The sequence below is a fragment of the Pseudomonas sp. 57B-090624 genome (assembly GCF_003234055.1).
Taxonomy (GTDB): domain Bacteria; phylum Pseudomonadota; class Gammaproteobacteria; order Pseudomonadales; family Pseudomonadaceae; genus Metapseudomonas; species Metapseudomonas tohonis.
In genome coordinates, this window is record NZ_QKRU01000057.1 from 1 (window position 1) to 25,792 (window position 25,792).

At 69.0% G+C, this 25,792-nt stretch carries 22 protein-coding genes; 11 read left to right on the forward strand and 11 right to left on the reverse strand.

Translation table 11 applies throughout. The features are described 5' to 3' along the window. Window positions 1–15: 15 nt before the first annotated feature. The 8 genes from DMX10_RS23405 to DMX10_RS23440 form a co-directional block, all read right to left on the reverse strand. Window positions 16–1,122, reverse strand: a complete 1,107-nt coding sequence (locus DMX10_RS23405) for a hypothetical protein (protein ID WP_111263337.1) — start codon at window positions 1,120–1,122, stop codon at window positions 16–18. A gap of 142 nt (window positions 1,123–1,264) precedes the next feature. After that, window positions 1,265–2,308, reverse strand: a complete 1,044-nt coding sequence (locus tag DMX10_RS23410; RefSeq protein ID WP_146603052.1) for a hypothetical protein — start codon at window positions 2,306–2,308, stop codon at window positions 1,265–1,267. Between the two features lie 94 nt (window positions 2,309–2,402). Further along, window positions 2,403–3,812 (reverse strand): amino acid permease, encoded by a 1,410-nt coding sequence (locus DMX10_RS23415; protein WP_111263339.1) that lies wholly within the window; start codon window positions 3,810–3,812, stop codon window positions 2,403–2,405. Window positions 3,813–4,297: 485 nt separating this feature from the next. After that, the gene (locus DMX10_RS23420; RefSeq protein ID WP_111263340.1) at window positions 4,298–6,079 is read right to left on the reverse strand and encodes an ABC transporter ATP-binding protein; all 1,782 of its coding nucleotides are present in this window, start codon (window positions 6,077–6,079) and stop codon (window positions 4,298–4,300) included. Next, window positions 6,072–6,674 (reverse strand): DsbA family protein, encoded by a 603-nt coding sequence (locus tag DMX10_RS23425; RefSeq protein WP_178083002.1) that lies wholly within the window; start codon window positions 6,672–6,674, stop codon window positions 6,072–6,074. Before DMX10_RS23425 ends, DMX10_RS23420 begins: the two co-directional genes overlap by 8 nt. A 44-nt stretch (window positions 6,675–6,718) precedes the next feature. Then, complete coding sequence (locus DMX10_RS23430) at window positions 6,719–7,654, reverse strand: rhodanese-related sulfurtransferase (RefSeq protein WP_111263342.1); 936 nt, start codon at window positions 7,652–7,654, stop codon at window positions 6,719–6,721. Between the two features lie 407 nt (window positions 7,655–8,061). Next, a complete protein-coding gene (locus tag DMX10_RS23435) occupies window positions 8,062–8,367 on the reverse strand; it encodes a BolA family transcriptional regulator (RefSeq protein WP_111263343.1) in 306 nt (101 codons plus the stop codon). Window positions 8,368–8,379: 12 nt separating this feature from the next. Then, window positions 8,380–8,889, reverse strand: a complete 510-nt coding sequence (locus tag DMX10_RS23440) for a DUF2059 domain-containing protein (protein ID WP_043247034.1) — start codon at window positions 8,887–8,889, stop codon at window positions 8,380–8,382. Window positions 8,890–9,193: 304 nt separating this feature from the next. On the opposite strand from DMX10_RS23440, the gene DMX10_RS23445 reads away from it, so the two are divergent. The 3 genes from DMX10_RS23445 (at window position 9,194) to DMX10_RS23455 (ending at window position 12,284) form a co-directional block, all read left to right on the forward strand. Beyond that, window positions 9,194–10,207: a DUF2804 domain-containing protein gene (locus DMX10_RS23445; RefSeq protein WP_111263344.1), complete on the forward strand. Its 1,014-nt coding sequence runs from the start codon at window positions 9,194–9,196 to the stop codon at window positions 10,205–10,207. Between the two features lie 72 nt (window positions 10,208–10,279). Beyond that, window positions 10,280–11,674, forward strand: coding sequence for a class II fumarate hydratase (locus DMX10_RS23450; protein ID WP_111263345.1), 1,395 nt, complete (start codon window positions 10,280–10,282; stop codon window positions 11,672–11,674). After that, window positions 11,667–12,284 (forward strand): NAD(P)H-dependent oxidoreductase, encoded by a 618-nt coding sequence (locus tag DMX10_RS23455; RefSeq protein ID WP_111263346.1) that lies wholly within the window; start codon window positions 11,667–11,669, stop codon window positions 12,282–12,284. The genes DMX10_RS23450 and DMX10_RS23455 overlap by 8 nt, the downstream gene beginning before the upstream one ends. Before the next feature lie 129 nt (window positions 12,285–12,413). Here the strand turns inward: DMX10_RS23455 and DMX10_RS23460 are convergent, their stop codons facing one another. Continuing rightward, window positions 12,414–13,367, reverse strand: a complete 954-nt coding sequence (locus DMX10_RS23460) for a DMT family transporter (RefSeq protein WP_111263370.1) — start codon at window positions 13,365–13,367, stop codon at window positions 12,414–12,416. Between the two features lie 282 nt (window positions 13,368–13,649). On the opposite strand from DMX10_RS23460, the gene DMX10_RS23465 reads away from it, so the two are divergent. Continuing rightward, on the forward strand, window positions 13,650–13,856 hold the full coding sequence (locus DMX10_RS23465; RefSeq protein WP_021218429.1) for a DUF6316 family protein: 207 nt from the start codon (window positions 13,650–13,652) through the stop codon (window positions 13,854–13,856). Window positions 13,857–14,553: 697 nt separating this feature from the next. Here DMX10_RS23465 and DMX10_RS23475 read toward each other — a convergent pair. Both DMX10_RS23475 and pap read right to left on the reverse strand, forming a co-directional pair. After that, window positions 14,554–15,738, reverse strand: coding sequence for a thiolase family protein (locus tag DMX10_RS23475; RefSeq protein WP_043247020.1), 1,185 nt, complete (start codon window positions 15,736–15,738; stop codon window positions 14,554–14,556). Window positions 15,739–15,863: 125 nt separating this feature from the next. Next, window positions 15,864–17,351 (reverse strand): polyphosphate:AMP phosphotransferase, encoded by a 1,488-nt coding sequence (pap, locus tag DMX10_RS23480; protein WP_111263348.1) that lies wholly within the window; start codon window positions 17,349–17,351, stop codon window positions 15,864–15,866. 382 nt (window positions 17,352–17,733) lie between these two features. On the opposite strand from pap, the gene mnmC reads away from it, so the two are divergent. The 7 genes from mnmC to ngg all read left to right on the forward strand — a co-directional run bounded on the left by mnmC (window position 17,734) and on the right by ngg (window position 25,792). Continuing rightward, entirely contained in the window at window positions 17,734–19,695 is a 1,962-nt protein-coding gene (mnmC, locus tag DMX10_RS23485) for a bifunctional tRNA (5-methylaminomethyl-2-thiouridine)(34)-methyltransferase MnmD/FAD-dependent 5-carboxymethylaminomethyl-2-thiouridine(34) oxidoreductase MnmC (protein ID WP_111263371.1), read from the forward strand. Window positions 19,696–19,836: 141 nt separating this feature from the next. Then, window positions 19,837–20,103: a metal-sensing transcriptional repressor gene (locus tag DMX10_RS23490; RefSeq protein WP_111263349.1), complete on the forward strand. Its 267-nt coding sequence runs from the start codon at window positions 19,837–19,839 to the stop codon at window positions 20,101–20,103. Window positions 20,104–20,128: 25 nt separating this feature from the next. Then, window positions 20,129–20,668 carry a rhodanese-like domain-containing protein gene (locus DMX10_RS23495; RefSeq protein ID WP_111263350.1) on the forward strand — a complete coding sequence of 180 codons (540 nt, stop codon included), beginning with the start codon at window positions 20,129–20,131 and terminating at the stop codon, window positions 20,666–20,668. Then, window positions 20,668–21,405 (forward strand): sulfite exporter TauE/SafE family protein, encoded by a 738-nt coding sequence (locus tag DMX10_RS23500; protein WP_111263351.1) that lies wholly within the window; start codon window positions 20,668–20,670, stop codon window positions 21,403–21,405. Before DMX10_RS23495 ends, DMX10_RS23500 begins: the two co-directional genes overlap by 1 nt. A gap of 12 nt (window positions 21,406–21,417) precedes the next feature. Then, the gene (locus tag DMX10_RS23505; RefSeq protein WP_111263352.1) at window positions 21,418–22,116 is read left to right on the forward strand and encodes an MBL fold metallo-hydrolase; all 699 of its coding nucleotides are present in this window, start codon (window positions 21,418–21,420) and stop codon (window positions 22,114–22,116) included. Window positions 22,117–22,251: 135 nt separating this feature from the next. After that, on the forward strand, window positions 22,252–24,021 hold the full coding sequence (locus DMX10_RS23510; RefSeq protein ID WP_111263353.1) for an N-acetylglutaminylglutamine amidotransferase: 1,770 nt from the start codon (window positions 22,252–22,254) through the stop codon (window positions 24,019–24,021). A gap of 13 nt (window positions 24,022–24,034) precedes the next feature. Next, window positions 24,035–25,792: an N-acetylglutaminylglutamine synthetase gene (ngg, locus tag DMX10_RS23515; RefSeq protein WP_111263354.1), complete on the forward strand. Its 1,758-nt coding sequence runs from the start codon at window positions 24,035–24,037 to the stop codon at window positions 25,790–25,792.

Consider the following 25,792-nt stretch of genomic DNA (forward strand, 5'->3'; position numbering starts at 1 on the left):
GCGCAGTGCCGGGGCTCAACCGGCGGCCTGCACCGCCTCCAGCAACGTCGGCAGCGGCAGCGCCTGGGCGGCCGCGATGGTCAGGCCCACGCGGCTGCCGGCGGCGCCGACCCACTGGCCGAGGCTTTCCGCGGCCATCTGCGTGGCATTGAACTGTGCATCCAGCCGCTTCAGGTCACCCGCCGCCTCGATGGCCGAGTGCAGCGCATGGGGGTCCATCGCCTGGGCGGTGTTGACGCTGATGGCGGTGTTGATACCGGCCGCCTCCACCGCCTGCTGCAGGTTGCCGAACGGCAGCTCGGCGCCGTTGAACTCGACGCTGAAGCGCTTGGTGTTGGCGGTCGCGTTGATGCTCAGCAGCAACGCCCCGGCGCCCATCGCCTGGGCGGTGTTGACCTTGATCTGGGTATTGGTGCCCGCGGCCTCGATGGCGGCGAGCAGGCCCTTGTCGTCGAGCTGGCCGCCATGGAAGGACAGCCCCAGGTGGGTGCCGTCGCCTGCGGCCTGCATGACCGCCTGCAGGGTCTCCTGCTTGACGGCGTGGGCGGAGTTGATGCCGATGGCGGTGCTGCCGGCGGCTCGCTCCACGGCCTGGAGGATATTGGCCTCCAGCAGTTGCGCGCCGTTGAACTCCAGGCCCAGCCCACCCTCCCTGGACGCGGCATCGATGATGCCGAGCAGGCGTTCGATGGGCACCGCGTGGCCCGCATTGATGTCGATGCCGACCTGGCGCCCGGCGGCGTCGACCAGTTGGCGCAGCGCCTCGTCGTCGGCCTGCGCGCCGTTGAAGCTGACCTTCACCTGCTTGCCGTGGCCGGCGGCGTTGATGACCGCGAGCAGCGCGCTGGTGTTGACGTTCTGGGCCTTGCCGATCTCGATGGCGGTGCGCTCGCCCGCGAAGCTGGTGGCCTGTTGCAGGTTGCGCGGGGTCAGCCGGGCACCGTCGAAGCCCAGCACCAGCTGCTTGTCGCTGCCGGCGGCGCTGACCACCGAGAGCAGGTCACCGATGTCCAGGCCGTGGGCGGCGTTGAAGGCGATGGTGGTGTTCTCGCCCGCCGCCTGGATGACCTGGCGCAGGACGTTGATACCGACGGATGCGTCGAATTGCAGAGCAAGCTTCATCTGGGGACTCCTTCTGGCTTCCTCCTCGGGGCGACGGACAACCATAACGTCCGTCCCCGTCAGGGCAAGGCCAGGGGATGCCCGGGATGCGAGCGGGGATTCGGAGATTGCCGACATCCACAGGGGCGATCGCCGTAGGCCGTCACTCCCAGACGTCGTTCACCCCCATCCGCTCGTTGCTTTCACGCCCCAGCTCACGCCCATCGCGTGCCTGCACCAGCGACTGTCCGAAGGCCACCTGTTCGCCATTCACGCGGTTGTGGGCCGGGGCGTCGCGGGTCGGGCTGAGCAACAGGCGCTGCTCGTCGAGGTGGCGCACGCGGGTGCCGGCGGGGTAGTCCCAGTCGCCCAGCGAGTAGGGCGCGGCCAATCGCCCATCCCAGCGCAGCAGGTTGCGCTCGCCATCGAGCATCAGGTTCAGCTCCAGCAGGCTCATGCCCTCCAGCGACAGCGGCCCGGCGCTGTCGGAAACCCGCAGGGTCCAGCCGTAACCGTTGCCGTAGACCAGGCTGCCCAGCGGCCACTCCAGCCCGAACAGCCGGCTGCCGGGCACCAGCGGGCAGCGGTCGAAGCGCCAGCGCGACGGCTGCAAGCGCTCCTCGACCTCGCGGCGGTACTCCACCCAGTCGTTGCCCGCGCAGGGCCAGCCCTCGACGACGCTGTCGTGCACCAGGCGCATGCGCGAGAAATAGTGGTGCAGCGGCAGCTCCAGGGCGTCCACCTCCAGGCCCAGCACGCGCTGCGGCCTGGGCAGCCAGGCCTCGATCAGGCTGTCCAGCCCATGGGGCTGCGGCTGGTCCTGCCAGTCCAGGGGCTCGAAGGTATCCAGGCGCACCTGGCTGCCGGCGGGGAACAGCAGCTCACCCAGTTGCAGGTCCTGCTCCAGGCGCGGGTTGAGGGCGTCGTGCTCGGCCTGCATCTCGGCTTCCATCTGCCGCTCCTGCCAGAGAATCAGCACGCCCAGCGCGGCGAAACACAGCAGCAGCACGCCCAGCACGCCATAGCGCCAGGGCCGCGCCAGGACGTGACGACGCGAGCGCGGCAACGCCAGCGCCAGCGACAGGGCCAGCAGGCCGGGCACGGACAGCACGGCCAGCAGCACGGCGATGCCGAAGATCAGGATGAAGGTGGGATCGGGGCCGAAGATCATTGCGGATGCACCCTCCATGGACAGGCGGCGCGACATGCTCGCAGATCGCCCGGCAGCGCGCCACGCTCGGTGCACGCCACCCATGAAAAGGCCCGGCGCGAGGGCCGGGCCCGGGTGAGGCGTGGCGAGGTCAGCCGGCGGCGTAGGCCTGCTTGGCCCGCGCGGCGCTGGACAGCTTCAGGCGGTAGCAGCCCGCCATCACCAGCAGCCACACCGGAATGGCGTAGACCGACACCTGGATACCGGGGATCAGCAGCATTACGCCGAGGATGAAGACCACGAAGGCCAGGCACAGCCAGTTGCCGAAGGGCGACCAGAGGGCGCGGAAGGCGGTGCGGGTGCCTTCACGGTCCATGTGCTGGCGGAACTTGAGGTGCGAGTAGCTGATCATCGCCCAGTTGATCACCAGTGCCGCCACCACCAGCGACATCAACAGCTCCAGCGCGTTGTGCGGCACCACGTAGTTCACCACCACGGCGAGGAAGGTCACCAGCGCCGAGACCACCAGGGCACGCACCGGCACGCCGCGCGTGTCGACCCGCGCCAGGGATTTCGGTGCATCGCCCTGCTCCGCCAGGCCGACCAGCATGCGGCCGTTGCAGTAGGTGCCGCTGTTGTAGACCGAGAGCGCGGCGGTGAGCACCACGAAGTTCAGCAGGTGGGCCGCGGCGTCGCTGCCGATCAGCGCGAAGATCTTCACGAACGGGCTGCCGCTGTAGGGATCGCCGGCACTGTTGATGCTGGCCAGCAGCGCGTCCCACGGGCTCAGCGAAAGCAGCACCACCAGGGCACCGACATAGAAGATGAGGATGCGCCAGATCACCTGGTTGATCGCCTTGGGGATCACCTGGCCGGGTTTCTCGGTCTCGGCGGCGGTGAAGCCGAGCATCTCCAGCCCACCGAAGGAGAACATGATGAAGGCCATGGCCATCACCAGCCCGCCGACGCCGTTGGGGAAGAAGCCGCCATGGGCCCAGAGGTTGGACACGGTCGCCTGCTCGCCACCGGAGCCGCTGAACAGCAGCCAGCAGCCGAGCACGATCATCCCGACGATGGCCACCACCTTGATCATGGCGAACCAGAACTCGGCCTCGCCGAACAGCTTCACGTTGGCCAGGTTGATGGCGTTGACCAGCACGAAGAAGGCCGCCGCCGTGGCCCAGGTGGGCACCTCGGGCCACCAGAAGTGGATGTACTTGCCCACAGCGGTGAGTTCGGACATGCCGACCAGGATGTACAGCACCCAGCAGTTCCAGCCCGAGAGGAAGCCGGCGAAGCCGCCCCAGTACCTGTGGGCGAAATGGCTGAAAGAGCCGGCGACCGGCTCGGCGACGATCATCTCGCCGAGCTGGCGCATGATCAGGAAGGCGATGAAGCCGCAAATGGCGTAGCCGAGGATCATCGAGGGGCCGGCGGACTTGAGCACCCCGGCCGAGCCGAGGAAGAGCCCGGTGCCGATGGCGCCCCCGAGGGCGATCAGCTGGATGTGGCGATTCTTCAGGCCGCGCTGGAGCGTGCCCTGGGATTGCGTGTCGTGCATGGCGTCACCTTTTGTTGTTTTCGTGACGGAAATCGGACCCGCAGCGCTTGTGGCGCGACGGAATGGCAAGGCGGGTGGACCTTTCAGCGGGCGTCGGGCGGCACCTCCCCAGGGGAACGGGGGGGATGGGCGCGACGCGTCGCGTTGACAGGGATGCACGCCGGGGCCGGCAGGTCACAGGCGATGGCGGATACGGGGAGGCCGGGCGCACGGGCGCCGGGTTGCAAGGCTGGGGTCATCGAGGACCTCCGGGTGTTGTTGTCATGGGCGTGCTCGATGGCCGGCACGCGTGGCGGGGCCATCACACCCGCCCGGGCGCCCCGAGACAAGGCACAGTTGCGTGCCGAAACTGTGTGGGCCGAGCTGGGCGGCGGAAGCTTTTCCTTACGCCTGCGGCCTCCCCACGGCCGGCGCGGAGCCGGCGGGCGCTGGCGTAATGAATTGTTGACAGCGCGGTGCGCCGGCTTGACGCGGCGGCACCGGGCTCAGTGCTGCAGGTGGCCGTAGAGCTTGGCGTAGAGCCCGCCGTCGGCGATCAGGCGCTGGTGGTCGCCATCCTCGGCGATGTGCCCGCCGTCGAACACCAGCACCCGGTCAGCCTGCTTAACCGCAGACAGGCGGTGGGCGATGATCAGCGTGGTGCGCCCTTCGAGGAAGCGCGCCAGGGCCTGGTGCAGGGCGTACTCGGTGGCGGCGTCGAGGGCCGAGGTGGCTTCGTCGAGGATCACCACGCGCGGGTCCGCCAGCACCATGCGCGCGATCGCCAGGCGCTGGCGCTGGCCGCCGGAAAGGCGCACGCCGGAACGGCCGACCACACTGTCCAGCCCCTGCGGCAGCGCGCGGATGGTGTCGGCCAGCTGGGCGATCTCCAGCGCATGCCAGCAGGCCTCGTCGCTGCGCTCGCGGCCCAGGGTGAGGTTGGCGCGCACGCTGTCGTTGAACAGCGCCGGGTGCTGCAGCACCACCGCGACGTGCTCGCGCACGCGCTCCAGGCCGATCTCCTCCAGGCTGGCCCCGCCGAAGCGGATGGTCCCGGCCTGGGCGGTGTAGAGGCCCAGCAGCAGCTGCACCAGGGTGCTCTTGCCGCCACCGCTGGCGCCGACGATGGCGACCTTCTCGCCCGGGGCGATGGACAGGTCGAGGCCATCGAGCACCGGCTCGTCGCGGCCATAGCCGAAGCGCAGCCCTTCCACCTGCACGCCCACCGTGTCGCGCCCGGCGAAGGGGTCGATGCGCCCGGCGTACTGCGGCTCGTCGGCACGCGCCAGCAGCTCGTTGATGCGCGCCAGGGCACCACCGGCGGCGTAGTAGGAATACTGCAGGCCGAGCAACTGCTCCACCGGGCCGATCATGAACCAGAGGTAGCTGAACACCGCCAGCATCTGGCCGATGGACAGGTCCGAGAACAGCACGGTGAGCATGGCCGCGGCGCGGAACACGTCGATGCCGAACTGGAACAGCAGGCCGCTGGTGCGCCCGGCGGCGTCGCTCTTCCACTGCGAGGCGACGGCGTAGTCGCGCACCTCCTTCGCGCGCAGGCCGAGGCGGCCGAGGAAGAAGCTCTGGCGGTTGCCGGCACGCACCTCCTGGATGGCCTCCAGGGTTTCGGTCAGCGCCTGGGTGAAGCGCGAGGTGCTGTCGTTCTCCAGCTTCTTCAGGTGCTTCACGCGCTTGCCCAGCTGCACCGTGGACCAGATCACCAGCGGGTTGAACAGCAGGATCAGCAGCGCCAGCTTCCAGTGCATCCACACCAGGATGCCGGCGGTGCCGGCCAGGGTGAGCATGGCCACGAGGAAGCGGCTGAGGGTCTCGCCGATGAATTTGTCGAGGGTGTCCAGGTCGGTGACCAGGTGGGCGGAGACGGTGCCGCCGCCCAGGCTCTCGTACTCGCCCAGGGAGATGCGCTTGAGGCGTTCGATCAGGCGGATGCGCAGGCGGTAGACGATGTCCTTCGACAACCGCGCGAACAGCCGGGCCTGCAACACGTTGAACACCAGCGCCAGGCTGCGCAGCAGCAGGGTGGTGACCAGCATCAGGCCGATGTAGCCGGCGGCCACCTGCCAGCCGTCGGGCAGGAAGCGGTCCATGAATTTCAGCGCGGCGTCGCCCTGCTTGAGCAGCACCTCGTCCACCAGCAGCGGCAGCAACAGCGGGATGGGCACGCTGCACAGGGTGGCGAAGACGGCCACCAGGTTGGCCAGCCACAGGGCCTTCCTGTGACGCAGGGCGAGGCGGCGGATCTCCGCCCAGCTGAGGCGGTCAGGCATGGGTCGCACGCTCCAGCCAACGGGCCAGCAGCGGCGCGAGCGCATCCAGGCCCTGGTAGCCGTTGGTCAGCAGCGCCAGCTGGCCGTCACGCTCGGCGAGCAGCGTGGGGAAGCCGGCGATGCCCAGGTCCTGCACCCAGGTGAAGTCCTCGGCGGTGGCCTGGTGCGCGGCGGCGCCATCGAAGGCCTCGGCGAACTCGATGCGCGGGATGCCGGCCGTCTCGGCCAGCGCCACCAGCACCGCCGCCTGGGTCACATCGCGGCCCTCGGCGTAGAAGGCGTGCTGGATCAGCTTGACCAGCGGCCAGGTCGCCTCCTCGTGCAGGCTGCGAGCGGCCACCAGCGCCCGGCACACCGGCTCGGTGTCGTAGACGAAGCCGTCCGGCAGCGCCCCGTCGAAACGGAAGGGCTGGCCGGTGGCGTCATGCACCGCGTGCCAGTGCTCGAGGATGTAGCGCCGGGTGTTGGGATCGAGCGAGGCGCCCTGCCCGGTCCGCAGGCCACCGGCCACCAGGTGCATGGGTACGCCGGCCGCGCGGGCCTGCTCGGCGAGGGCATCGGCGACCGGGGCGAACCCCCAGCACCAGGAGCACATCGGGTCCATCACGTAGAGCAGGCGGGTCCTGGCCATCGTTTCTCTCAACTCTCCAGGGGCTGGCGCGGGTTGCGACCGATCGGGTGCGGCAGGTTGCGCTGCCTGGCCAGTTCGATCTGCTTCTGGCGCTCACGGGCGCCGGCGCGGGTCTTCTCGCTCAGGCTGTCCCAGCAATGCGGGCAGCTGATGCCGGGGGCGTAATGGGGCGATTGGCGGTCCTCGACCGAGATCGGGTTGCGGCAGGCGTGGCACTGGTCGAAGTCGCCCTCGGAAAGATCGTGGCGCACGGTGACGCGGTTGTCGAAGACGAAGCAGTCGCCGCGCCAGAGGGTCTCGGCCTCGGGCACCTCTTCCAGGTACTTGAGGATGCCGCCCTTGAGGTGGAAGACCTCCTCGAAGCCTTCGCCCAGCATGTAGGCCGAGGCTTTCTCGCAACGGATGCCGCCGGTGCAGAACATCGCGACCTTCTTGTGCACCGCCGGGTCGTAGTGCTCGCGGATGTAGTCGGGGAACTCGCGGAAGGACTTGGTCTTCGGATCGACCGCACCCTCGAAGGTGCCGATGGCCACTTCATAGTCGTTGCGGGTGTCGATCAGCAGCACCTCGGGGTCGCTGATCAGGGCATTCCAGTCCTGCGGCTCGACGTAGGTGCCGACGCGCTGGTTGGGATCGACGCCGGGCACGCCCAGGGTGACGATCTCCTTCTTCAGCTTGACCTTGGTGCGGTAGAACGGCTGCTCGTCGCAGTAGGACTCCTTGTGGTCGAGATCGGCGAAGCGCGGGTCGACCTTGAGCCAGGCCAGCAGCGCATCGATGCCCTCGCGCGTGCCGGAGACGGTGCCGTTGATGCCCTCCTCCGCCAGCAGCAGCGTGCCCTTGATGTCGTTCTCGACCAGGGTCTTGAGCAGGGGTTCGCGCAGGGCGACGTAATCTTTCAGGGAGACGAACTTGTAGAGCGCCGCGACGACGATCCGGGACATGGGGACTTCCTCCAGTGGTCGCCCACGCAAAGGGCGGACCGGGTGACAGAAACGACAGCGCCGGCTGGGCCGGCGCTGGGGGCGGATTCTAGCAAAAAGCGCAACCGGACGGCTGCGTGAAAAGGTCTCAGGCGACTTGTGGTGCGGGACGGCGTCTTCAGCCAGGGGAGAGAGACTTCACGGAAGGCACGAGTCCCGCCAAGCCTCCGGCTGGACATGACCTGTAGGGTGGAGGTCGCTCTTTACCTCCACCAGGCGGAGTCGAGCGAGGCACGCGCTCATGCCAGGGGGTGTGCCGCGCAGGGTGCACGCACCGAACCAGGCAGCTTCAAGCGGGGCTCAAACCGGGAGGGCGGTGGGCTGAAGAAAGGCAACCGGGCACGAAGCCGTGCCCGGATAAGCACCGATCAGAGATCGTGCTTGCTGCCACCCTTGCAGGTGGGCGAATCCGGCGCGGCGCCCTGCGCGGCCCACTCCTCGGGGGTGTAGGTGTGCAGGGCCAGGGCATGGAACTGCCCCATCAGCTCACCCAGCGAGCCATAGGCCTTCTGGTGCCGCTTGACCGCGTTGAGCCCGGCGAACACCGGGCTGACGATCACCGCCTTGTAGTGGGTCTCCGGGCCGCGGCTGTGCATGTGGCTCTCGTCCAGCACCTCCAGGTGCTGGGGCTCGAGGGCCGCGAACGCGGCGAGGATTCGATCACGCATGCTCATGCAGGGCTCCGCTTACTTCTTCTTCTGGTCCTTGGGGGCCAGTTCGCTGGTCATGTCGGCCAGCAGCTTGTTCACTTCCGGCACGGCCGCTTCCAGGCGCGACTGGGTCAGCTGGGCGGACTGCGCGGTCAGGGTCGGCATCTTCTCCAGGACTTTCTTGCCCAGGGGCGATTCGTAGAAGGCGATCAGGTCCTTCAGTTCGGGCTCGGTGAAGTTGGTGGTGTAGATCTTCACCAGCTCGGGCTTGAGCTTGTCCCAACCCACGGCCTTGTCGAGGGCGGTGTTGGCCTTGGCCTGGTAGCTCTCCAGCGCGGCTTTCTTGTCCGCCGGGGCGCCGCTCTGCTCGAAGCGCTGGGCGAACATCTGCTGCACCTGGCCGTAGACCGGCACGGTGAGCTTGTCGGCGTGGGCGAGCTTGAGGAAGCGCTCAGCGTTGGCGGCATGACTGGCGGCATCGGCCAGCGCCTGGCCACTGGCGCAGGCGATCAGGACGGCGGTGCAAAGTACGCGAAGCTTGGTCATCGGTATTCCTTTGTCTGAGCGGTTACGGGGGTTACCCGAGGGCGGGTCATTCTGCGCCCGAGCCCATGGGGAGCTCAAGCGACGAGGACGTGTGCCGGATCACGGCCGAACTGTGGATCGGTGCACTCCAACGATCTATTGTCAAAATGCCATCACTTGCTCATGCTAGCGGCCTCTGGGCATCCTTGCGCGTCAATAAAACGCTGCCAGCCCACCGACACATCGCCCCATTGGGCCACCTGTCGCGCGCATTGTTCCCTCGCCCCCGAAACTGGAAAGCTGCATCCCTACATGGACGTGTCCGATGACTAGCCACATCTCCGCACTGGTGCCGCACGGGTCGGCTACGCTGTGCGACCCCCAGGGACGGCTGGACCCGTCCGCCATCGGCTGGTCGAACCGCCCGCGCCTGGACTGCGCGATGCCCGGCAACGTCGGCCGGCGCAAACGCTGGAACCACTGGTGCATCACCACCCCGCAATGGGTGCTGTCGCTGACCCTCGCCGACCTCGACTACATCGGTTATTGCGCGGCCTATTTCCTCGACATGGAAACCGGCCTCGCAGTGAATCACTCCCAGCTGCGCCTGTTCGGCCGGGGCTGCCGCCTGCCCGACACGCCCCTGGAAAGCTACGAATTCCAGCACCCGCGCCTGCACCTGAAAGTGGACGAGCACCCGGGGCGGGCGCGCATCACCGTCGCCGTGCCCGATATCGGCGGCCAGCCGCTGCAGGCCGCGCTCGACGTGCTGCGCCCCCTGCACCTGGATTCGGTGAACCTCGTCGCCCCCTTCCCCGGCCACGGCTTCCACGCCAGCAGCCGCCAGCTCGGCCTCCCCGCCAGCGGCAGCGTGCAGCTGGGCAACCGCCACTTCGACTGCCAGGCGGGGCAGAGCTTCGCCGCCCTCGACTTCGGCCGTGGCGTCTGGCCCCTGCACAGCCAGTGGACCCGCGCCGCCTTCGCCACCAGCGGCGGCATCGCCGGCAACTTCGGCGCCGGCTGGACCGACGCCAGCGGCCTGACCGAGAACGCCCTGTGGTTCGGCGGCGAGCTGTCCAAGCTGGACCGCCCGGTACGCATCGAGCAGGCCCCGAGCAACCCTCTCGCGCCCTGGCAGCTGGGCACCGAGTGCAACCGCGTGCAGCTCACCTTCACCCCGCGCCAGCTGCACCAGGCCAACCCCCGCCTCGGGCCGCTCTACGCCGACACCCGCCAGTGGTTCGGCCGCTTCGACGGCGTGCTGCGCGGCCCCACCGGCGAACGCGTGCCGGTGGACAACGCCCTGGGCTGGCTCGGCACCACCCACGCACGCTGGTAATAACGCCCCGGCGGAACCCCATGCTCCATCCGCGGCCTAAACTGCGGAAAATCCTTTCTGGAGCATGTGCAAATGAGCCGTACCGAAACAGACAGCCTGGGGCCGGTCGAAGTCGCCGAAGACGCCTACTGGGGCGCCCAGACCCAGCGCTCCCTGGAGAACTTCGCCATCGGCGTCGAACGCATGCCGCTGGCGGTGGTGCACGGCCTGGCCCTGATCAAGAAGGCCGCCGCACGGGTCAACGGCCGCAACGGCACCGTCGCCCCGGACATCGCCCGGCTCATCGAACAGGCGGCGGACGAAGTGCTCGCCCACCGCCACGACGACCAGTTCCCCCTGGTGGTGTGGCAGACCGGCAGCGGCACCCAGAGCAACATGAACGTCAACGAGGTCATCGCCGGCCGCGCCAACGAACTGGCCGGCGGCCAGCGCGGCGGCAAGAGCCCGGTGCACCCGAACGACCACGTCAACCATGCGCAGAGTTCCAACGACAGCTTCCCCACCGCCATGCACATCGCCGTGGCCCGGGCGGTGAACGACGAGCTGCTGCCGGCCCTCGCCGAACTCACCGGCGGCCTCGCCGAGCAGGCCGCGCGGCATGCCCACCTGGTGAAGACCGGGCGCACCCACATGATGGACGCCACGCCCATCACCTTCGGCCAGGAGCTCTCCGCCTTCGTCGCCCAGCTCGACTACGCCGAGCGCGCCATCCGCAACGCCCTGCCGGCGGTCTACCAACTGGCCCAGGGCGGCACCGCCGTCGGCACCGGGCTCAACGCGCCCCACGGCTTCGCCGAGGCCATGGCGGCCGAGCTGGCGGCACTGGCCGGGCTGCCCTTCGTCTCCGCGCCCAACAAGTTCGCCGCCCTCGCCGGGCACGAACCGCTGGTGGCGCTCTCCGGCGCGCTGAAGACCCTCGCCGTGGCGCTGATGAAGATCGCCAACGACCTGCGCCTGCTGGGCTCCGGCCCCCGTGGCGGCCTGGCCGAAGTGAGGCTGCCGGCCAACGAGCCGGGCAGCTCGATCATGCCCGGCAAGGTCAACCCGACCCAGTGCGAGGCGCTGTCGATGCTCGCCTGCCAGGTGATCGGCAACGACACCACCATCAGCCTCGCCGCGAGCCAGGGCCACCTGCAGCTCAACGTGTTCAAGCCGGTGATCGCCCACAACCTGCTGCAATCCATCCGCCTGCTGGCCGACGGCTCGCGCAACTTCCAGCGCCACTGCGTGGCCGGCATGGAACCCGATGCGGCGCGCATGGCCGAGCACCTGGAGCGCGGGCTGATGCTGGTCACCGCGCTCAACACCCACATCGGCTACGACAAGGCCGCGCAGATCGCCAAGAAGGCCTACGGCGAGGGCACCACCCTGCGCGAGGCGGCGCTGGCGCTGGGCTTCGTCAGCGCCGAGGACTTCGACGCCTGGGTCCGCCCGGAAACCATGCTGGAGGCCGGCCAGCATGGTTGAAGCCACCAAGCACGGCGCCACGCCCCTGGAAGGCGACGGCAAGCGCATCCTCATGATCTTCGGCTCGCCCAAGGACAACAGCCTGTGCAACGCCCTCGGCGAAGCCTATGCCCAGGGCGCCCGCAGCGAAGGCCACGTGGTGCGCCTGCTCAAGCTCGGCGAGATGGCGTTCGACCCGGTGCTGCACCAGGGCTACGACCAGAGCCAGGCCCTGGAGCCCGACCTGCTGGAGGCCCAGCGGCAGATCCACTGGGCCGAGCACCTGGTGTTCGTCTACCCGGTCTGGTGGGGCGGCGTGCCGGCCCTGCTCAAGGGTTTCTTCGACCGGGTGTTCCTCCCCGGCTTCGCCTTCCGCTACCGCGGCGCGCGCTCCTGGGAAAAGTTGCTGGAAGGCCGCACCGCCGACCTGCTGGTGACCCTGGACACGCCGCCCTGGTACTTCCGCTGGATCTACGGCGCTCCCGGGCACCGGCAGATGACCCACACCATCCTCGGCTTCTGCGGCATCAAGACCCGCCGCCTGGCCGAATTCGCCCCGGTGCGCACCTCCTCCGAGGAACAGCGCCAGGCCTGGCTGCGCAAGGCGGAAACCCTGGGCACCCGCAACTAGCTCGGCGCCAACCGGCGTAGGTCGGCACCGAGCGCAGCGAGGCCCAGCGAGGGGTGTCTTAAGGATTCCAACGTAGCCCGGGCTTCAGCCCGGGAAAGCGGCGGCACGGAGCGCCCCCGCAAGCCCCCTCTACAGCGCGCGAACCTGGCGCGCCCTCCAGCTGCGCACCAGCGAGGGCGCGAGGGCGGTCAGCGCGGAGCCCAGCACCACCAGCAGCGCGCCACCGTAGGCGATGCCATTGAGCTGCTCGGGCACCACGTGATCGGGCCAAAGGCTGGCGGCCAGGGCCACCGAGGCGAAGGTCACCAGCGGGGTGATGGCCAGGGTCGCGCTGACCCGCGAAGCCTCCCAGTGGGCCAGGGCCTCGGCGAAGGCGCCATAGGCCACCAGGGTGTTCAGGCAGCAGGCCAGCAACAGCCAGCCCTGCAGCGGCGACAATTGCAGCGCCTCCAGCGGCGCCACCCAGGGCGTCAGCAACGCGGCGCAGCCGAGGTAGATCACCATCATCACCTGCATGGAATTCCACACCGTCAGCAGTTGCTTCTGCGCCAGCCCGTAGAAGGTCCAGACGAAGGCCGCCGCCAGCACGATGAGCACCCCGGTGGTGTAGGTGCCGAGGGAAGTGAGCAGCTCATCCAGGCGCTGGTTGAAGAACAGCCCGAAGCCCAGCACCAGCACCGCCAGCCCGAGCGCCTGGCCGATGCTGAAACTCTCCTTGAAGATGAACAGGCTGCCGATCAGGAACAGGATCGGCGCCACCTGGATCACCAGCTGCGTGGTGCCGGGGCTGAGCATCTTCAGGCCGATCAGGTAGAGCACGTAGTTGCCCAGCAGCCCGGCGATGGCCAGCGCTACCAGCCCGCCCCCCTTGCGCCCCAACGGGCGGAAGCGCGGCAGCCGGCGGGTCGCGGCGAGCCAGACGAACAACAGCGAGCCTGAGACCAGCAGGCGAAACCAGGTCACGGTGACCGGGTCCATCACCTTCAGTACTTCCTTGAGCTTGATCGGCAGGATGCCCCAGAGCACGGCGGTGACCAGGGCGAGGAACAGGCCGTAGAGCCAACGGCCGGAAGAAATGTGCATGAAGACCTCGAAGCGGAAGGGACCCGGCCGGCAAGGCGGCGGGCCGCTCATTCTAGAACCTGCCCTGCGACGCACACAGCGACAATTACCTGCGCGAGCGACGCCCAACTGTACCGGTCGCACCGCCGCCAAGCGTCAGGTTTCCAGCGCCATTTTTATGGAAATGCAGCGAACGGTCGCGATCAGGCGCCGATTCGTACCGCCTATCGCCTGAGCGCGCAGGCACCGGGACGCGGATTAGACTCAACAATCATCCGACCCATTCACCCCGGAGTAATCAGCATGTTCGGGCAACGCACCGTGGACGCCGCAGCCAGCACCCATTACCGCAGCGACCGCGTCAGCGCGGTGAATGGGCAGTACTTCTTCGCCACCCGCGAAGGCACCCTGGAAGGCCCCTACTTCACCCGCGCCGACGCCGAGCGCGAGATCGCCTTCTACATCCGCCGCATGATGCAGGCCGACGACATCATCGCCAGCCGCCTCTGAGCGCCGCACATACGACCGCAAGCGCAGCCCCGGCGGCTTCTCATCGCGAATGAATTGGCTCTGTCTGCGTTAAGTGTTGCTAGAGGATTTGAGTCCAGCTGATTGCCGAGCTCTGGTGATGTTTCTGGTTTCGCCCCCCCGGGCGAGTCTCTTTTGGCAGTCGTCGGGGTGCCGAACCACCCAAAAGAAACCAAAAGGGCTTGCCCCATCATCCGGCCCCGGCTTCGCCGGGGTTCCCTCACTCCATCGTTGCTCTGGGGGCCGGCGCGATGGGCCATCCATGGCCTGGCGCGCCTCTCGCGGCATCCATGCCGCTCGTCCCCCGGCGCAACGACTGCGTTCGGCCTCCTGGAGGGGCGTTGGCGGCTGCCCCACCTTTCTTCGTCCAGCGCATCGCCATGTGGTGCGCACGGGCTTTCGTAGGATGGTGTAGAGCGAAGCGAAACCCATGCGGTGGGGGGGAACGAACCCTTGGGTGCCCGAAAATAGCCGTGCTTGAGCGCTTGCATTAAAACCACAACAGCTAACGCCGACGGAGCCAATGAATTCGCTCCCGCAGGGCGGCGCTGTGCGCCGCTTGGCGACTGAAGTCGCCCCTACAAAAAACGCCGCCGCCCCAGGGTACGCAGCGCCCAAATAAAAACCCGCAGCAGCCAGGCCGTTGCGGGTTTTGTCATTGCGGCGTCCGTGGAGCGGATCAGCGCACCGCTTCGAACAGCCCGGTGGCGCCCATGCCGCCGCCCACGCACATGGTGACGATGCCGTAGCGCTTGCCCTGGCGCTGCAGCTCGCGCACCAGGTGGCCGACCTGGCGCGAACCGGTCATGCCGAAGGGGTGACCGATGGAGATCGAGCCGCCGTTAACGTTGTACTTCTCGTTGTCGATGCCCAGGTGGTCGCGGGCATACAGGCACTGCGAGGCGAAGGCTTCGTTCAGTTCCCACAGGTCGATGTCGTCCACCGACAGGCCGCGTGCCTTGAGCAGCTTGGGCACCGAGTACACAGGGCCGATGCCCATCTCGTCCGGCTCGCAGCCGGCCACGGTGAAGCCGCGGAAGAAGGCGCGCGGCTTGAGGCCCAGCTCGATGGCCTTGTCCAGGCTCATCAGCAGGGTCATGGAGGCGCCGTCGGAGAGCTGCGAAGAGTTGCCGGCGGTGACCGAACCGTCCTCGGAGAACACCGGCTTCAGCGAAGCCAGGCCTTCCAGGGTGGTATCGGCGCGGTTGCAGTCGTCGCGGTCGACCACGCCCTCGAGGATCTTCTTCTCGCCGGTGGCCTTGTCCTCGACGCCGTACTTCACGTTCATCGGCACGATCTCGTCGTCGAACAGGCCGGCGGCCTGGGCGCGAGCGGTGCGCTGCTGGCTCTGCAGGGCGTACAGGTCCTGGGCCTCGCGGCTGACGTTGTAGCGGCGCGCGACGATCTCGGCGGTCTGCCCCATCGGGTAGTAGATGCCGGGGTGTTCCAGCTTCAGGCGCGGGTTGACGAAGTTGTCCTGGTTGATGCTTTTCAGCGTCAGGGTGATGGACTCGACGCCGCCGGCGACCATCACGTCGCTGCAGCCGGAGGCGATCTGGTTGGCAGCGATGGCGATGGCCTGCAGGCCCGAGGAGCAGTAGCGGTTCAGGGTCATGCCGGCGACACCGATGCCCAGGCCGGACAGCACGGCCACGTTGCGGCCGATGTTGTGGCCCTGGGCGCCTTCGTTGGAGCCGGCACCGACGACGCAGTCGTCCACCAGCGCCGGGTCCAGGTCGTTGCGCGCCAGGAGGGCGTTCACGCAGTGGGCGGCCATGTCGTCCGGCCGGGTCATGTTGAACTTGCCACGGAAGGACTTGGCCAGGCCGGTCCGAACGCTGTCGACTATCACCACTTCACGCATGACGCACCTCTTTCTTGTCGGTTTGAGGACGGGTGTCCATTGACGATGAGGGCGAGGATAAATCCACCCAATGTCCGTGGGCGACGATCATTCATCCTGCGTATGCGCGGCCATCGCCCACCGGTTCAGCCCTTCCTGAACGCCTGCTCCAGCGCCTCGTTGATGGTGCGCAGCACCTTCACCCGGGCATAGCGCTTGTCGTTGGCCTCCACCAGGGTCCAGGGCGCCAGCTCGGTGCTGGTGCGGTCCACCATGTCGCCCACCGCGTCGACGTAGAGGTCCCACTTGTCGCGGTTGCGCCAGTCCTCTTCGGTGATCTTGTAGCGCTTGAACGAGGTTTCCTCGCGCTCCTTGAAGCGCGCCATCTGCTCGTCCTTGTCGATCGACAGCCAGAACTTCACCACGACTATGCCGTGGTCGTGCAGCTGCTCCTCGAAGTCGTTGATCTCGCTGTAGGCACGCAGCCAGTCGGCCTCCGAGCAGAAGCCCTCGACCCGCTCCACCAGCACGCGGCCGTACCAGGAGCGGTCGAAGATGGTGAACTGCCGGCGCGGCGGCACGTGCCGCCAGAAGCGCCACAGGTAGGGCTGGGCGCGCTCTTCCTCGGTGGGCGCGGCGATGGGCACGGTGCGGTACTGGCGCGGGTCCAGGGCGCCGGTGACGCGGCGGATGGCCCCGCCCTTGCCGGCCGCGTCGTTGCCCTCGAACACCGCCATCAGCGCGTGTCCGCGCATGCGCTTGTCGCGCATCAGCCCGGCCAGGCGCGCCTGCTCGGTGGCCAGCTGTTCCTTGTAGTCGTCCTTGTCGAGCTTCAGGCTGAGGTCGAGGCTGTCGAGCAGGCTGAGGTGGTCCAGGCTGGAGACCAGGGGCGCCGCATGGGGCTGCGGCACCGGGCGGTCCTTGCGCTTGAGCGCGGCCTGCAGGCCCTCGAGGATGATGCGGCCGACGCTGAGGCTGCGGTAGTTCTCGTCGATGCCCTCGACCACGTACCAGGGCGCGTAGTCGCGGCTGGTGCGGCGCAGCATGCGCTCGCCGAAGCGCACGAAGCGGTCGTAGGTCTGGCTCTGCTTCCAGTCCAGCGGGTTGAGCTTCCAGCTGCGCTGCGGGTCCTTCTCCAGGTCCTTGAGGCGCTGCTTGAGCTGCTTCTTGGACAGGTGGAACCAGAACTTGAAGATCAGCGCGCCCTCGTCGCAGAGCATGCGCTCGAAGCGCTCGGCGGATTCGATGGCCTGGTCGAAGCGCGCGTCCTTGATGTCGCCCTCGACCCGCGCATGGAGCATCTGGCTGTACCAGTTGCCGAAGAAGATGCCGGTCTGCCCCTTGGGCGGCAGCTTGCGCCAGAAGCGCCACTGCGGCGGGCGCGACAGCTCCTCGTCGGTGGGCATGAGGAAGCTCTCGACATGGATCAGGCGCGGGTCCATCCACTCATTGAGCAGCTTCACCGTCTCGCCCTTGCCCGCTCCTTCCACACCGTTGATCAGGATGATCACCGGGAAACGCGCCTGCTGCTTGAGCTCGAACTGCGCCTCCAGCAACGCCTCGCGCAATTCCAGCACGGCTTTATCGTAGGTTTCCTTGTCGATGGAATGACCGATTTCCGCAGATTCGAACATGCGACTCTCCCTGGTTGGTGGAGAAAAAATAGCGGAAGACGCACCGCTGCGGGGTGAAAGATTCGACTCTGTCTGCACCAAGTGTCGCCAGCAGCTTCATCGGTGTGCGGGGGCGCGATGGCTTGCGTAGGGTGGCGTAGGGTGGCGTAGAGCGAAGCGAAACCCACGCGGTGGGCACTACATGCCCCAGAAAGCGCTGTGCTTGCGCTTCGCATCAAGCCCACAACGGCTAATGTAGAGATGGCCCAAGATGCCACGGCTTTGCGAGGCGCGGCTCGCGAAGCCTCCAGCTGCTCGCCCGCCGCCCCGAGCGGCCCCCTGTCGCACGCGCCGCGGCACCGTGATCGGCTACTATTCGCGCTTCGTTCCGCCGGGGTCCTCCATGTCCGATTTCCACCACGCACTGCTCGACTGGGATGAGCAGGGCCAGCCGCTGTCGCGCGAGTTCGACGACGTCTACTTCTCCCCCGCCTCGGGCATCGATGAGACCCGTCACGTGTTCCTCGACGGCAACGACCTGCCGCGCCGCTTCGCCGAACTCGGCGCGGGTGGACGCCTGGTGGTGGGCGAGACCGGCTTCGGCACCGGGCTCAATTTCCTCTGCACCTGGCAACTCTTCGAGGCGCACGCGCCGGCCGATGCGCGGCTGCACTTCGTCAGCATCGAGAAATTCCCCCTGGCCCGCGACGACCTGGCCCGCGCCCTGGCGCTGTGGCCGCCACTGGCGCCGTTCGCCGACGCACTGCTGGACCAGTACCGCGCCATCAACCCCGGCTTCCAGCGCCTCTCGCTCGCCGGCGGCCGCGTGACCCTGACGCTGCTGGTGGGCGATGCGCTGGAGTGCCTGCCCGAACTGGACGCGCGCATCGACGCCTGGTTCCTCGACGGCTTCGCCCCGGCCAAGAACCCGCAGATGTGGTCCCCCGAACTCTTCGCCCAACTGGCACGGCTCAGCGCGCCGGGTGCCACCCTGGCCACCTTCACCAGCGCCGGGTTCGTGCGTCGCGCACTCAAGGAGGCGGGCTTCCAGATCCGCCGCGCCCAGGGCTTCGGCAACAAGTGGCACATGAGCCGGGGGCACTTCCTGGGCGAGCCCGCGCCGGCCGCCAAGCCCTGGTTCGCACGGCCCGCCGCGCATGCCGGCGAGCGCCAGGCCCTGGTGATAGGCGCCGGCCTCGCCGGCTGCGCCAGTGCCGCCAGCCTCGCCGCACGGGGCTGGCAGGTGACCTTGCTGGAGCGCCATGCCGGCGTCGCCGAAGAGGCCTCGGGCAATCCCCAGGGGGTGCTGTACCTCAAGCTCTCCGCCCACGGCACCGCGCTGTCGCGGCTGATCGTAAGCGGCTTCGGCCACACCCGCCGCCTGCTCCAGCACCTGCAGCCGGATCAGGACTGGCAAGGTTGCGGCGTCCTGCAACTGGCCTTCGAAGCCAAGGAAGCCGAGCGCCAGGCGCGCCTCGCCGAAGCCTTCCCCGCCGGCCTGCTGCGCCACCTCGACCGCGAGCAGGCCGAAGCCATCGCCGGCATTCCCCTGCCCGCCGGCGGGCTGTTCTACCCCGAGGCCGGCTGGGTGCACCCACCGGCCCTGTGCCGCTGGCTGGCCGCCCGGCCCGGCATCCGCCTGCTGCCCCACAGCGAGGCCCTGCAATTGCGTCGCGAGAACGGCCGGTGGCAGGCGCTGGATGGCGAGCGGGTGATCGCCGAGGCACCGGTCGCGGTGCTCGCCGGCGCCGCCGAAGTCCTGCGCTTTCCCCAGGCCAACGGGATGCAGCTCAAACGCATCCGTGGGCAGATCACCCGCCTGCCGGCGACCGAGGGCAGCCGCGCCCTGGCGACCGTGGTCTGCGCCGAAGGCTACGTGGCGCCGGTGCGCAACGACGAGCACACCCTGGGTGCCAGTTTCGACTTCCACAGCCAGGACCTGGCCCCGACCACCGCCGAACACGCCGGCAACCTCGACCTGCTGCGGGAGATTTCCCCCGACCTCGCCGCGCGCCTGCAGGCCGACCGGCTCGACCCCGCCGTGCTCGAAGGCCGCGCCGCCTTCCGCTGCACCACACCCGACTACCTGCCGCTGGTGGGCCCGCTGTGCGATGCCGATGCCTTCGCCGAGGCCTATGCGGTGCTCGGCCGCGACGCACGCCAGGTGCCGGACGTACCCGCGCCCTGGCTCGATGGCCTCTACGTCAACAGCGGCCACGGCTCGCGCGGGCTGATCACCGCGCCGCTGGCCGGCGAACTGCTGGCCGCCTGGCTGGAGGGCGAGCCGCTGCCCGTGCCCCGCGATGTCGCCGAAGCCTGCCACCCCAACCGCTTCCCCCTGCGCCGTCTGGTACGCGGGCGCTAGCCGCCCGGCTATCCGCAAGGCGGCAACCTGCCGCAGCTGACAACCCGTCGAGCCGATCCTATACTCCCCCCTGTATAAAACCACGGGAGTACCCACCATGCCCATCGCACTCCATCCGCCGCTGGCAGAGGCGCTGGCGCCATGAGCGGCCCCACGCCGGAACGCCAGGACGCCATGCTCAAGCGCCTGGCCCGGGTCGAGGGGCAAGTGCGCGGCATCCAGGCGATGATCCGCCGCGGCGAGCCCTGCGAGGCCATCGCGCAGCAGTTCTCGGCTGCCCGCAAGGCGCTCGACAAGGCCTACCAGGAGATGCTCGCCTGCCTGGTCGAGGAAACCGTACTCGACCCGGATCGCGACGATGCCGAGACCCTGGCGCGGGTCCGCGCGATCTTCACCAAGTACACCTGACCCATACTCCCAGGGAGTACCCGACATGAACGACGCCATCCGCCTGATCGACGCTCCGCGCTTCGCCGAACTCCACCAGCGGGGAGGCGCCCGCTTCCTCGTCGACGTGCGCAGCCCGGCGGAATACCGCGCCGGGCACATCGCCGGCGCCCGCAACGAACCGCTGGGCAACCTGGACCCCGCCCGCCTGGCCGAACGCCTGCGTGGCGAAGGCCTCGGCACCGGCGACGAGCTCTACCTGATCTGCCAGAAAGGCCAGCGTGCGCGGCAGGCGGCCGAGCGCTTGAGCGCCCTGCTGCCGGGCGTGCAGGTGATCGAGGGCGGCACCGATGCCTGCCTGGCCTGCGGCATGCCCCGCGAAGGCAGCGGCGGCGGCCTGGAGTTGCAGCGCCAGGTGCAGATCACCGCCGGCAGCCTGGTGCTGCTGGGCGTCCTCCTCGGTACCTGGCTGCATCCCGGCTGGTACCTGCTGAGCGGCTTCGTCGGTGCCGGCCTCACCTTCGCCGGGCTGAGCGGGACCTGCGGCCTGGCCCTGGTGCTCGCCCGCATGCCCTGGAACCGCTGATGCTTCTCGAAGCCCTCGCCATCGGCACCCTGCTCGGCCTGCTGCTCGGGCTGACCGGCGCAGGTGGCTCGCTGGTGGCCCTGCCCTTGCTGCTCAGCCTGCACCTGCCGCTGCGCGACGCGGTCGGCGTGAGCCTCGGCGCGGTGGCCCTCACCGCCCTGGTCGGCACCCTGCTGCGCCTGCGCCAGGGCCTGGTGGCCTGGCCCCCGGTGCTGCTGCTCGCCGCCACCGGCCTGCCCGGCAACGCCCTGGGCCAGTGGCTCGGCCACCGGGTGCCGGAGGGCCTGTTGATCACCGGCTTCTGCCTGCTGGTGCTGTGGTCCGCGTGGCGCCTGTGGCACGGTGCCGAACAGCCGCGCCCCGGCACGGGCCCATTGCGTTACCTGCCGTTGCTGGCCATCGGTCTGGGCGTCGGCGTGTTGTCGGGTTTGATGGGCGTCGGCGGCGGCTTCCTGGTGGTTCCGGCGCTACTCTGGTTCACGCCGCTTTCGGTACTGGCCGCCACCGCCACCTCCCTGGCGGTGGTCGTGGTGGTGTCCGGCGGTGGCTTCCTGCTCTACCTGGGCCAGGCCCAGCCTCCGGCGCTGCTGCTCGGTGCCCTGGCAGTCGGCGGCGCGCTCGGCATGCTGGTCGGCAACCGCCTGGCCCACCGCCTCGGCGGCCCGGCGCTGCAACGCCTGTTCGCGGTGCTGCTGGTGATCACCAGCCTGTCGGTGGCCCTGCAGAAACTGATCTGAGGAGATTGCACCATGCTGCTGCGCCAACTCTTCGATGCCCAAAGCTCCACCTACACCTACCTGCTCGCCGACGCCGGCGAGGCGGTGCTGATCGACCCGGTGAAGGAACAGCTCGACGCCTACCTGCGCCTGCTCGATGAGCTCGGGCTGCGCCTGGTGCTGGCGCTCGATACCCACACCCACGCCGACCACATCACCGCCCTGGGCGACCTGCGCGAGGCCACCGGCTGCCAGAGCGGATTCGGTGCCCAAAGCGGCAGCACCTGCGCCAGCTTCACCTTCGCCGACGGCGCGCGCCTGCGCTTCGGCACCCGCGAGCTGATCGCCTGGTACACGCCCGGGCACACCGCGGACTCCTACTGCTTCCTGCTGCCCGCCGACCCCGTCGACGGCACTCCGGCGCGGGTGTTCACCGGCGATACCCTGCTGATCCGCGGCACCGGGCGCACCGACTTCCAGAACGGCGACGCCCGCGCCCAGTGGGCCAGCCTGCAGCGCCTGCTGGCGCTGGCCGGCGACACCGAGGTGTGCCCCGGCCACGACTATCGCGGCTGGACCCGTTCGAGCATCGCCGAGGAACGTGCCCACAACCCGCGCCTGCAGGTGGCGGACGCCGAGGCCTATGCGGCGCTGATGGCCAGCCTGCGCCTGCCCAACCCGCGCCTGATGGACATCGCCGTGCCCGCCAACCGCGCCTGCGGCCGCCCCTGAGGCGCGCCCCAGGGGCGGAAAGCGCCCCGTCCCCTCATAACTATTTGATCTAAACCATCCGCAAAGATACCGGTCGGACTCTTACTACCTGCATAAAGCGGGTGGTATCCCCAACGGCAGAACCGGTAAGGAACTATGTGCGGCATTTCTGGAGAGTTACGTTTCGACAAGCGACCCGCCGACCTGGCAGCGGTCGAACGCATCACCCATCACCTCGCCCCTCGCGGCCCCGACGCCTGGGGGTTCCATAGCCAGGGCCCCGTCGCCCTGGGCCACCGCCGGCTGAAGATCATGGACCTGTCCGACGGCTCGGCGCAGCCGATGGTCGAACCCGACCTGGGCCTGGCCATGAGCTTCAACGGCGCCATCTACAACTTCCCCGAGCTGCGTGAAGAGCTGCAGGCCCTCGGCTACCGCTTCCGCTCCGGCGGCGACACCGAGGTGCTGGCCAAGGCCTGGCACGCCTGGGGCAAGGACATGCTGCCCAAGCTCAACGGCATGTTCGCCCTGGGCATCTGGGAGCCGGGCAGCCAGCGCCTGTTCCTGGCCCGCGACCGCCTCGGCATCAAGCCGCTGTACCTGTCGCGCACGGCCAGCCGCCTGCGCTTCGCCTCCAGCCTGCCGGCGCTGCTCAAGGGCGGCGACATCGACGGCACCCTGGATGCCGAGGCGCTCAACCACTACCTCAGCTTCCACGCCGTGGTGCCGGCCCCGCGCACCCTGGTCAAGGGCATCGAGAAGCTGCCGCCGGCCAGCTGGATGATGATCGACGCCGAGGGCAACACCGACCAGGGCACCTGGTGGACCCTCGACTACGGCCACGGCGCCGAGGACGCCGGGCTGGAACTGGCCGACTGGCGCGACCGGCTGCTGGGCAGCCTGCGTGACGCCGTTTCCGTGCGCCAGCGCGCGGCCCGCGAAGTGGGCGTGCTGCTCTCCGGCGGCGTCGACTCCAGCCTGCTGGTGGGCCTGCTGGCCGAGGCCGGCGTCGAGGACCTGCTGACCTTCTCCATCGGCTTCCAGGACGCCGGCGGCGAGCGCGGCGACGAGTTCGAATACTCCGACCTCATCGCCCGCCGCTACGGCACCCGCCACCACCAGCTGCGGGTGGGCGAGCACGAGATCATCGAGCAATTGCCGGCGGCCTTCCGCGCCATGAGCGAGCCGATGGTCAGCCACGACTGCATCGCCTTCTACCTGCTCTCCCGCGAGGTCTCCAAGCACTGCAAGGTGGTGCAGAGCGGCCAGGGCGCCGACGAACTGTTCGGCGGCTACCACTGGTACCCGCCACTGGCCGACACGACCGACCCCTTCGCCACCTACCGCGCCGCGTTCTTCGACCGCAGCCACGCCGACTACCGCGACACCGTGCAGCCGGCCTGGCTCACCGGGGACGTGGCCGGCGACTTCGTCCGCGAGCACTTCGCCCGCCCCGGCGCCGAGGACCCGGTGGACAAGGCCCTGCGCCTGGACAGCACCATCATGCTGGTGGACGACCCGGTCAAACGCGTCGACAACATGACCATGGCCTGGGGCCTGGAGGCGCGGGTGCCGTTCCTCGACTACCGCGTCGTCGAGCTCTCCGCGCGCATCCCCTCGCGCTTCAAGCTGGGCGATGGCGGCAAGCAGGTGCTCAAGGAAGTCGCCCGCCAGGTCATCCCCCACGAGGTGATCGACCGGCCCAAGGGCTACTTCCCCGTGCCCGGCCTCAAGCACCTGCAGGGCAAGACCCGCGACTGGGTGCGCGAACTGCTGCTGGACCCGAGCCAGGATCGCGGCCTGTTCAACGCCGCCACCCTCGAACGCCTGCTGGCCAACCCCGGCGAAGACCTGACCCCGCTGCGCGGCTCCAAGCTGTGGCAGATGGCGGCGCTCAACCTCTGGCTCAACGAGCAGGGACTCTAAGGAGAGATTCGCGATGAAATTCTTTACCAGCCAGCAGTACGTGCAGAGCCAGCGTCTGCTGCGCGGCCAGGCGCCCTCCTACGAGCGCCTGCAGGCACGCCTGGCGGAAGAGCACAAGGACGAACAGGCCGAGCAGGTCCAGGTGCTGCATTGCGGCTGGGGCCGCCTGCTGCTGGGCCACACCTACCCGGACCCGGCCAGCCTGGCCCGCGAGCTGCTGGCCGAAAGCCCCGGCGAGCGCGACATCGCCCTCTATGTGGCCGCCCCCCAGCAGGTGCTGGCCCAGGCGCCGCAACAGCTGTTCCTCGACCCCTCCGACACCCTGCGCCTGTGGTTCACCGATTACCGCCCGGCGCGCCGGGCCTTCAGGGGCTTCCGTATCCGGCGCGCCCACAGCGAGGAGGACTGGCAGGCCATCAGCCAGCTGTACCGCAGCCGCGGCATGCTGCCGGTGGACCACGACGCCATCACCCCGCGCCACCAGGGCGGCCCGGTATACTGGCTGGCCGAGGACTCGACGAGCAACCAGGTGGTCGGCAGCGTGATGGGCCTCAACCACCGCAAGGCCTTCCACGACCCGGAAGGCGGCTCCAGCCTCTGGTGCCTGGCGGTGGACCCGCAATGCAACCGCCCCGGCGTCGGCGAGGCCCTGGTGCGCCACCTCATCGAGCACTTCATGAGCCGTGGCCTGGCCTACCTCGACCTCTCGGTGCTGCACGACAACCGCCAGGCCAAGGCGCTCTACTCCAAGCTGGGCTTCCGCGACCTGCCGACCTTCGCCATCAAGCGCAAGAACGGCATCAACCAGACCCTGTTCCTCGGCCCCGGCCCGGAAGAGGACCTCAACCCCTACGCGCGCATCATCGTCGACGAGGCCCACCGCCGCGGCATCGAGGTGCGCGTCGACGACGCCCGCGCCGGGCTCTTCAGCCTCAGCCAGGGCGGGCGCAGCGTGCGCTGCCGCGAATCGCTGTCGGACATGACCAGCGCCGTCAGCATGACCCTGTGCCAGGACAAGACCCTCACCCACAGCACCCTGGCCCGCGCCGGCCTCAGTCTGCCGGCGCAGCGCCTGGCCGGCACGCCGGAGGAGAACGCCGCCTTCCTCGCCGAACATGGCGCCCTGGTGGTCAAGCCGGTGGACGGCGAGCAGGGCAATGGCGTGGCCGTGAACCTGCGCAGCGCCGCCGAGGTGGAAGCGGCCATCGACAACGCCCGGCGCTTCGACAGCCGCGTGCTGCTGGAGAGCTTCCACCAGGGCCATGACCTGCGCATCGTGGTGATCGGCTACGAGGTGGTCGCGGCGGCGATCCGCCGCCCGGCGGAGATCGTCGGCGACGGCCAGCGCAGCATCCGCTCGCTGATCGAGGCGCAGAGCCGCCGGCGCCAGGCCGCCACCGGAGGCGAAAGCCGCATCCCCCTCGACGAGGAGACCGAACGCACCCTCAGGGACGCCGGCTATAGCTACGACGACGTGCTGCCCGAGGGCACCCACCTCGCCGTGCGCCGCACCGCCAACCTGCACACCGGCGGCACCCTGGAAGACGTCACCGGCATCCTCCATCCGCGCCTGGGCGAGGCGGCCGTCCGTGCCGCCCGCGCCCTGGGCATCCCCGTGGTGGGCCTGGACCTGCTGGTGCCCGCCGCCGACCAGCCCGACTACGTGTTCATCGAGGCCAACGAGCGCGTCGGCCTGGCCAACCACCAGCCGCAGCCCACCGCCGAGCGCTTCATCGACCTGCTGTTCCCCCTCAGCCAGCCGCTGTCCTGA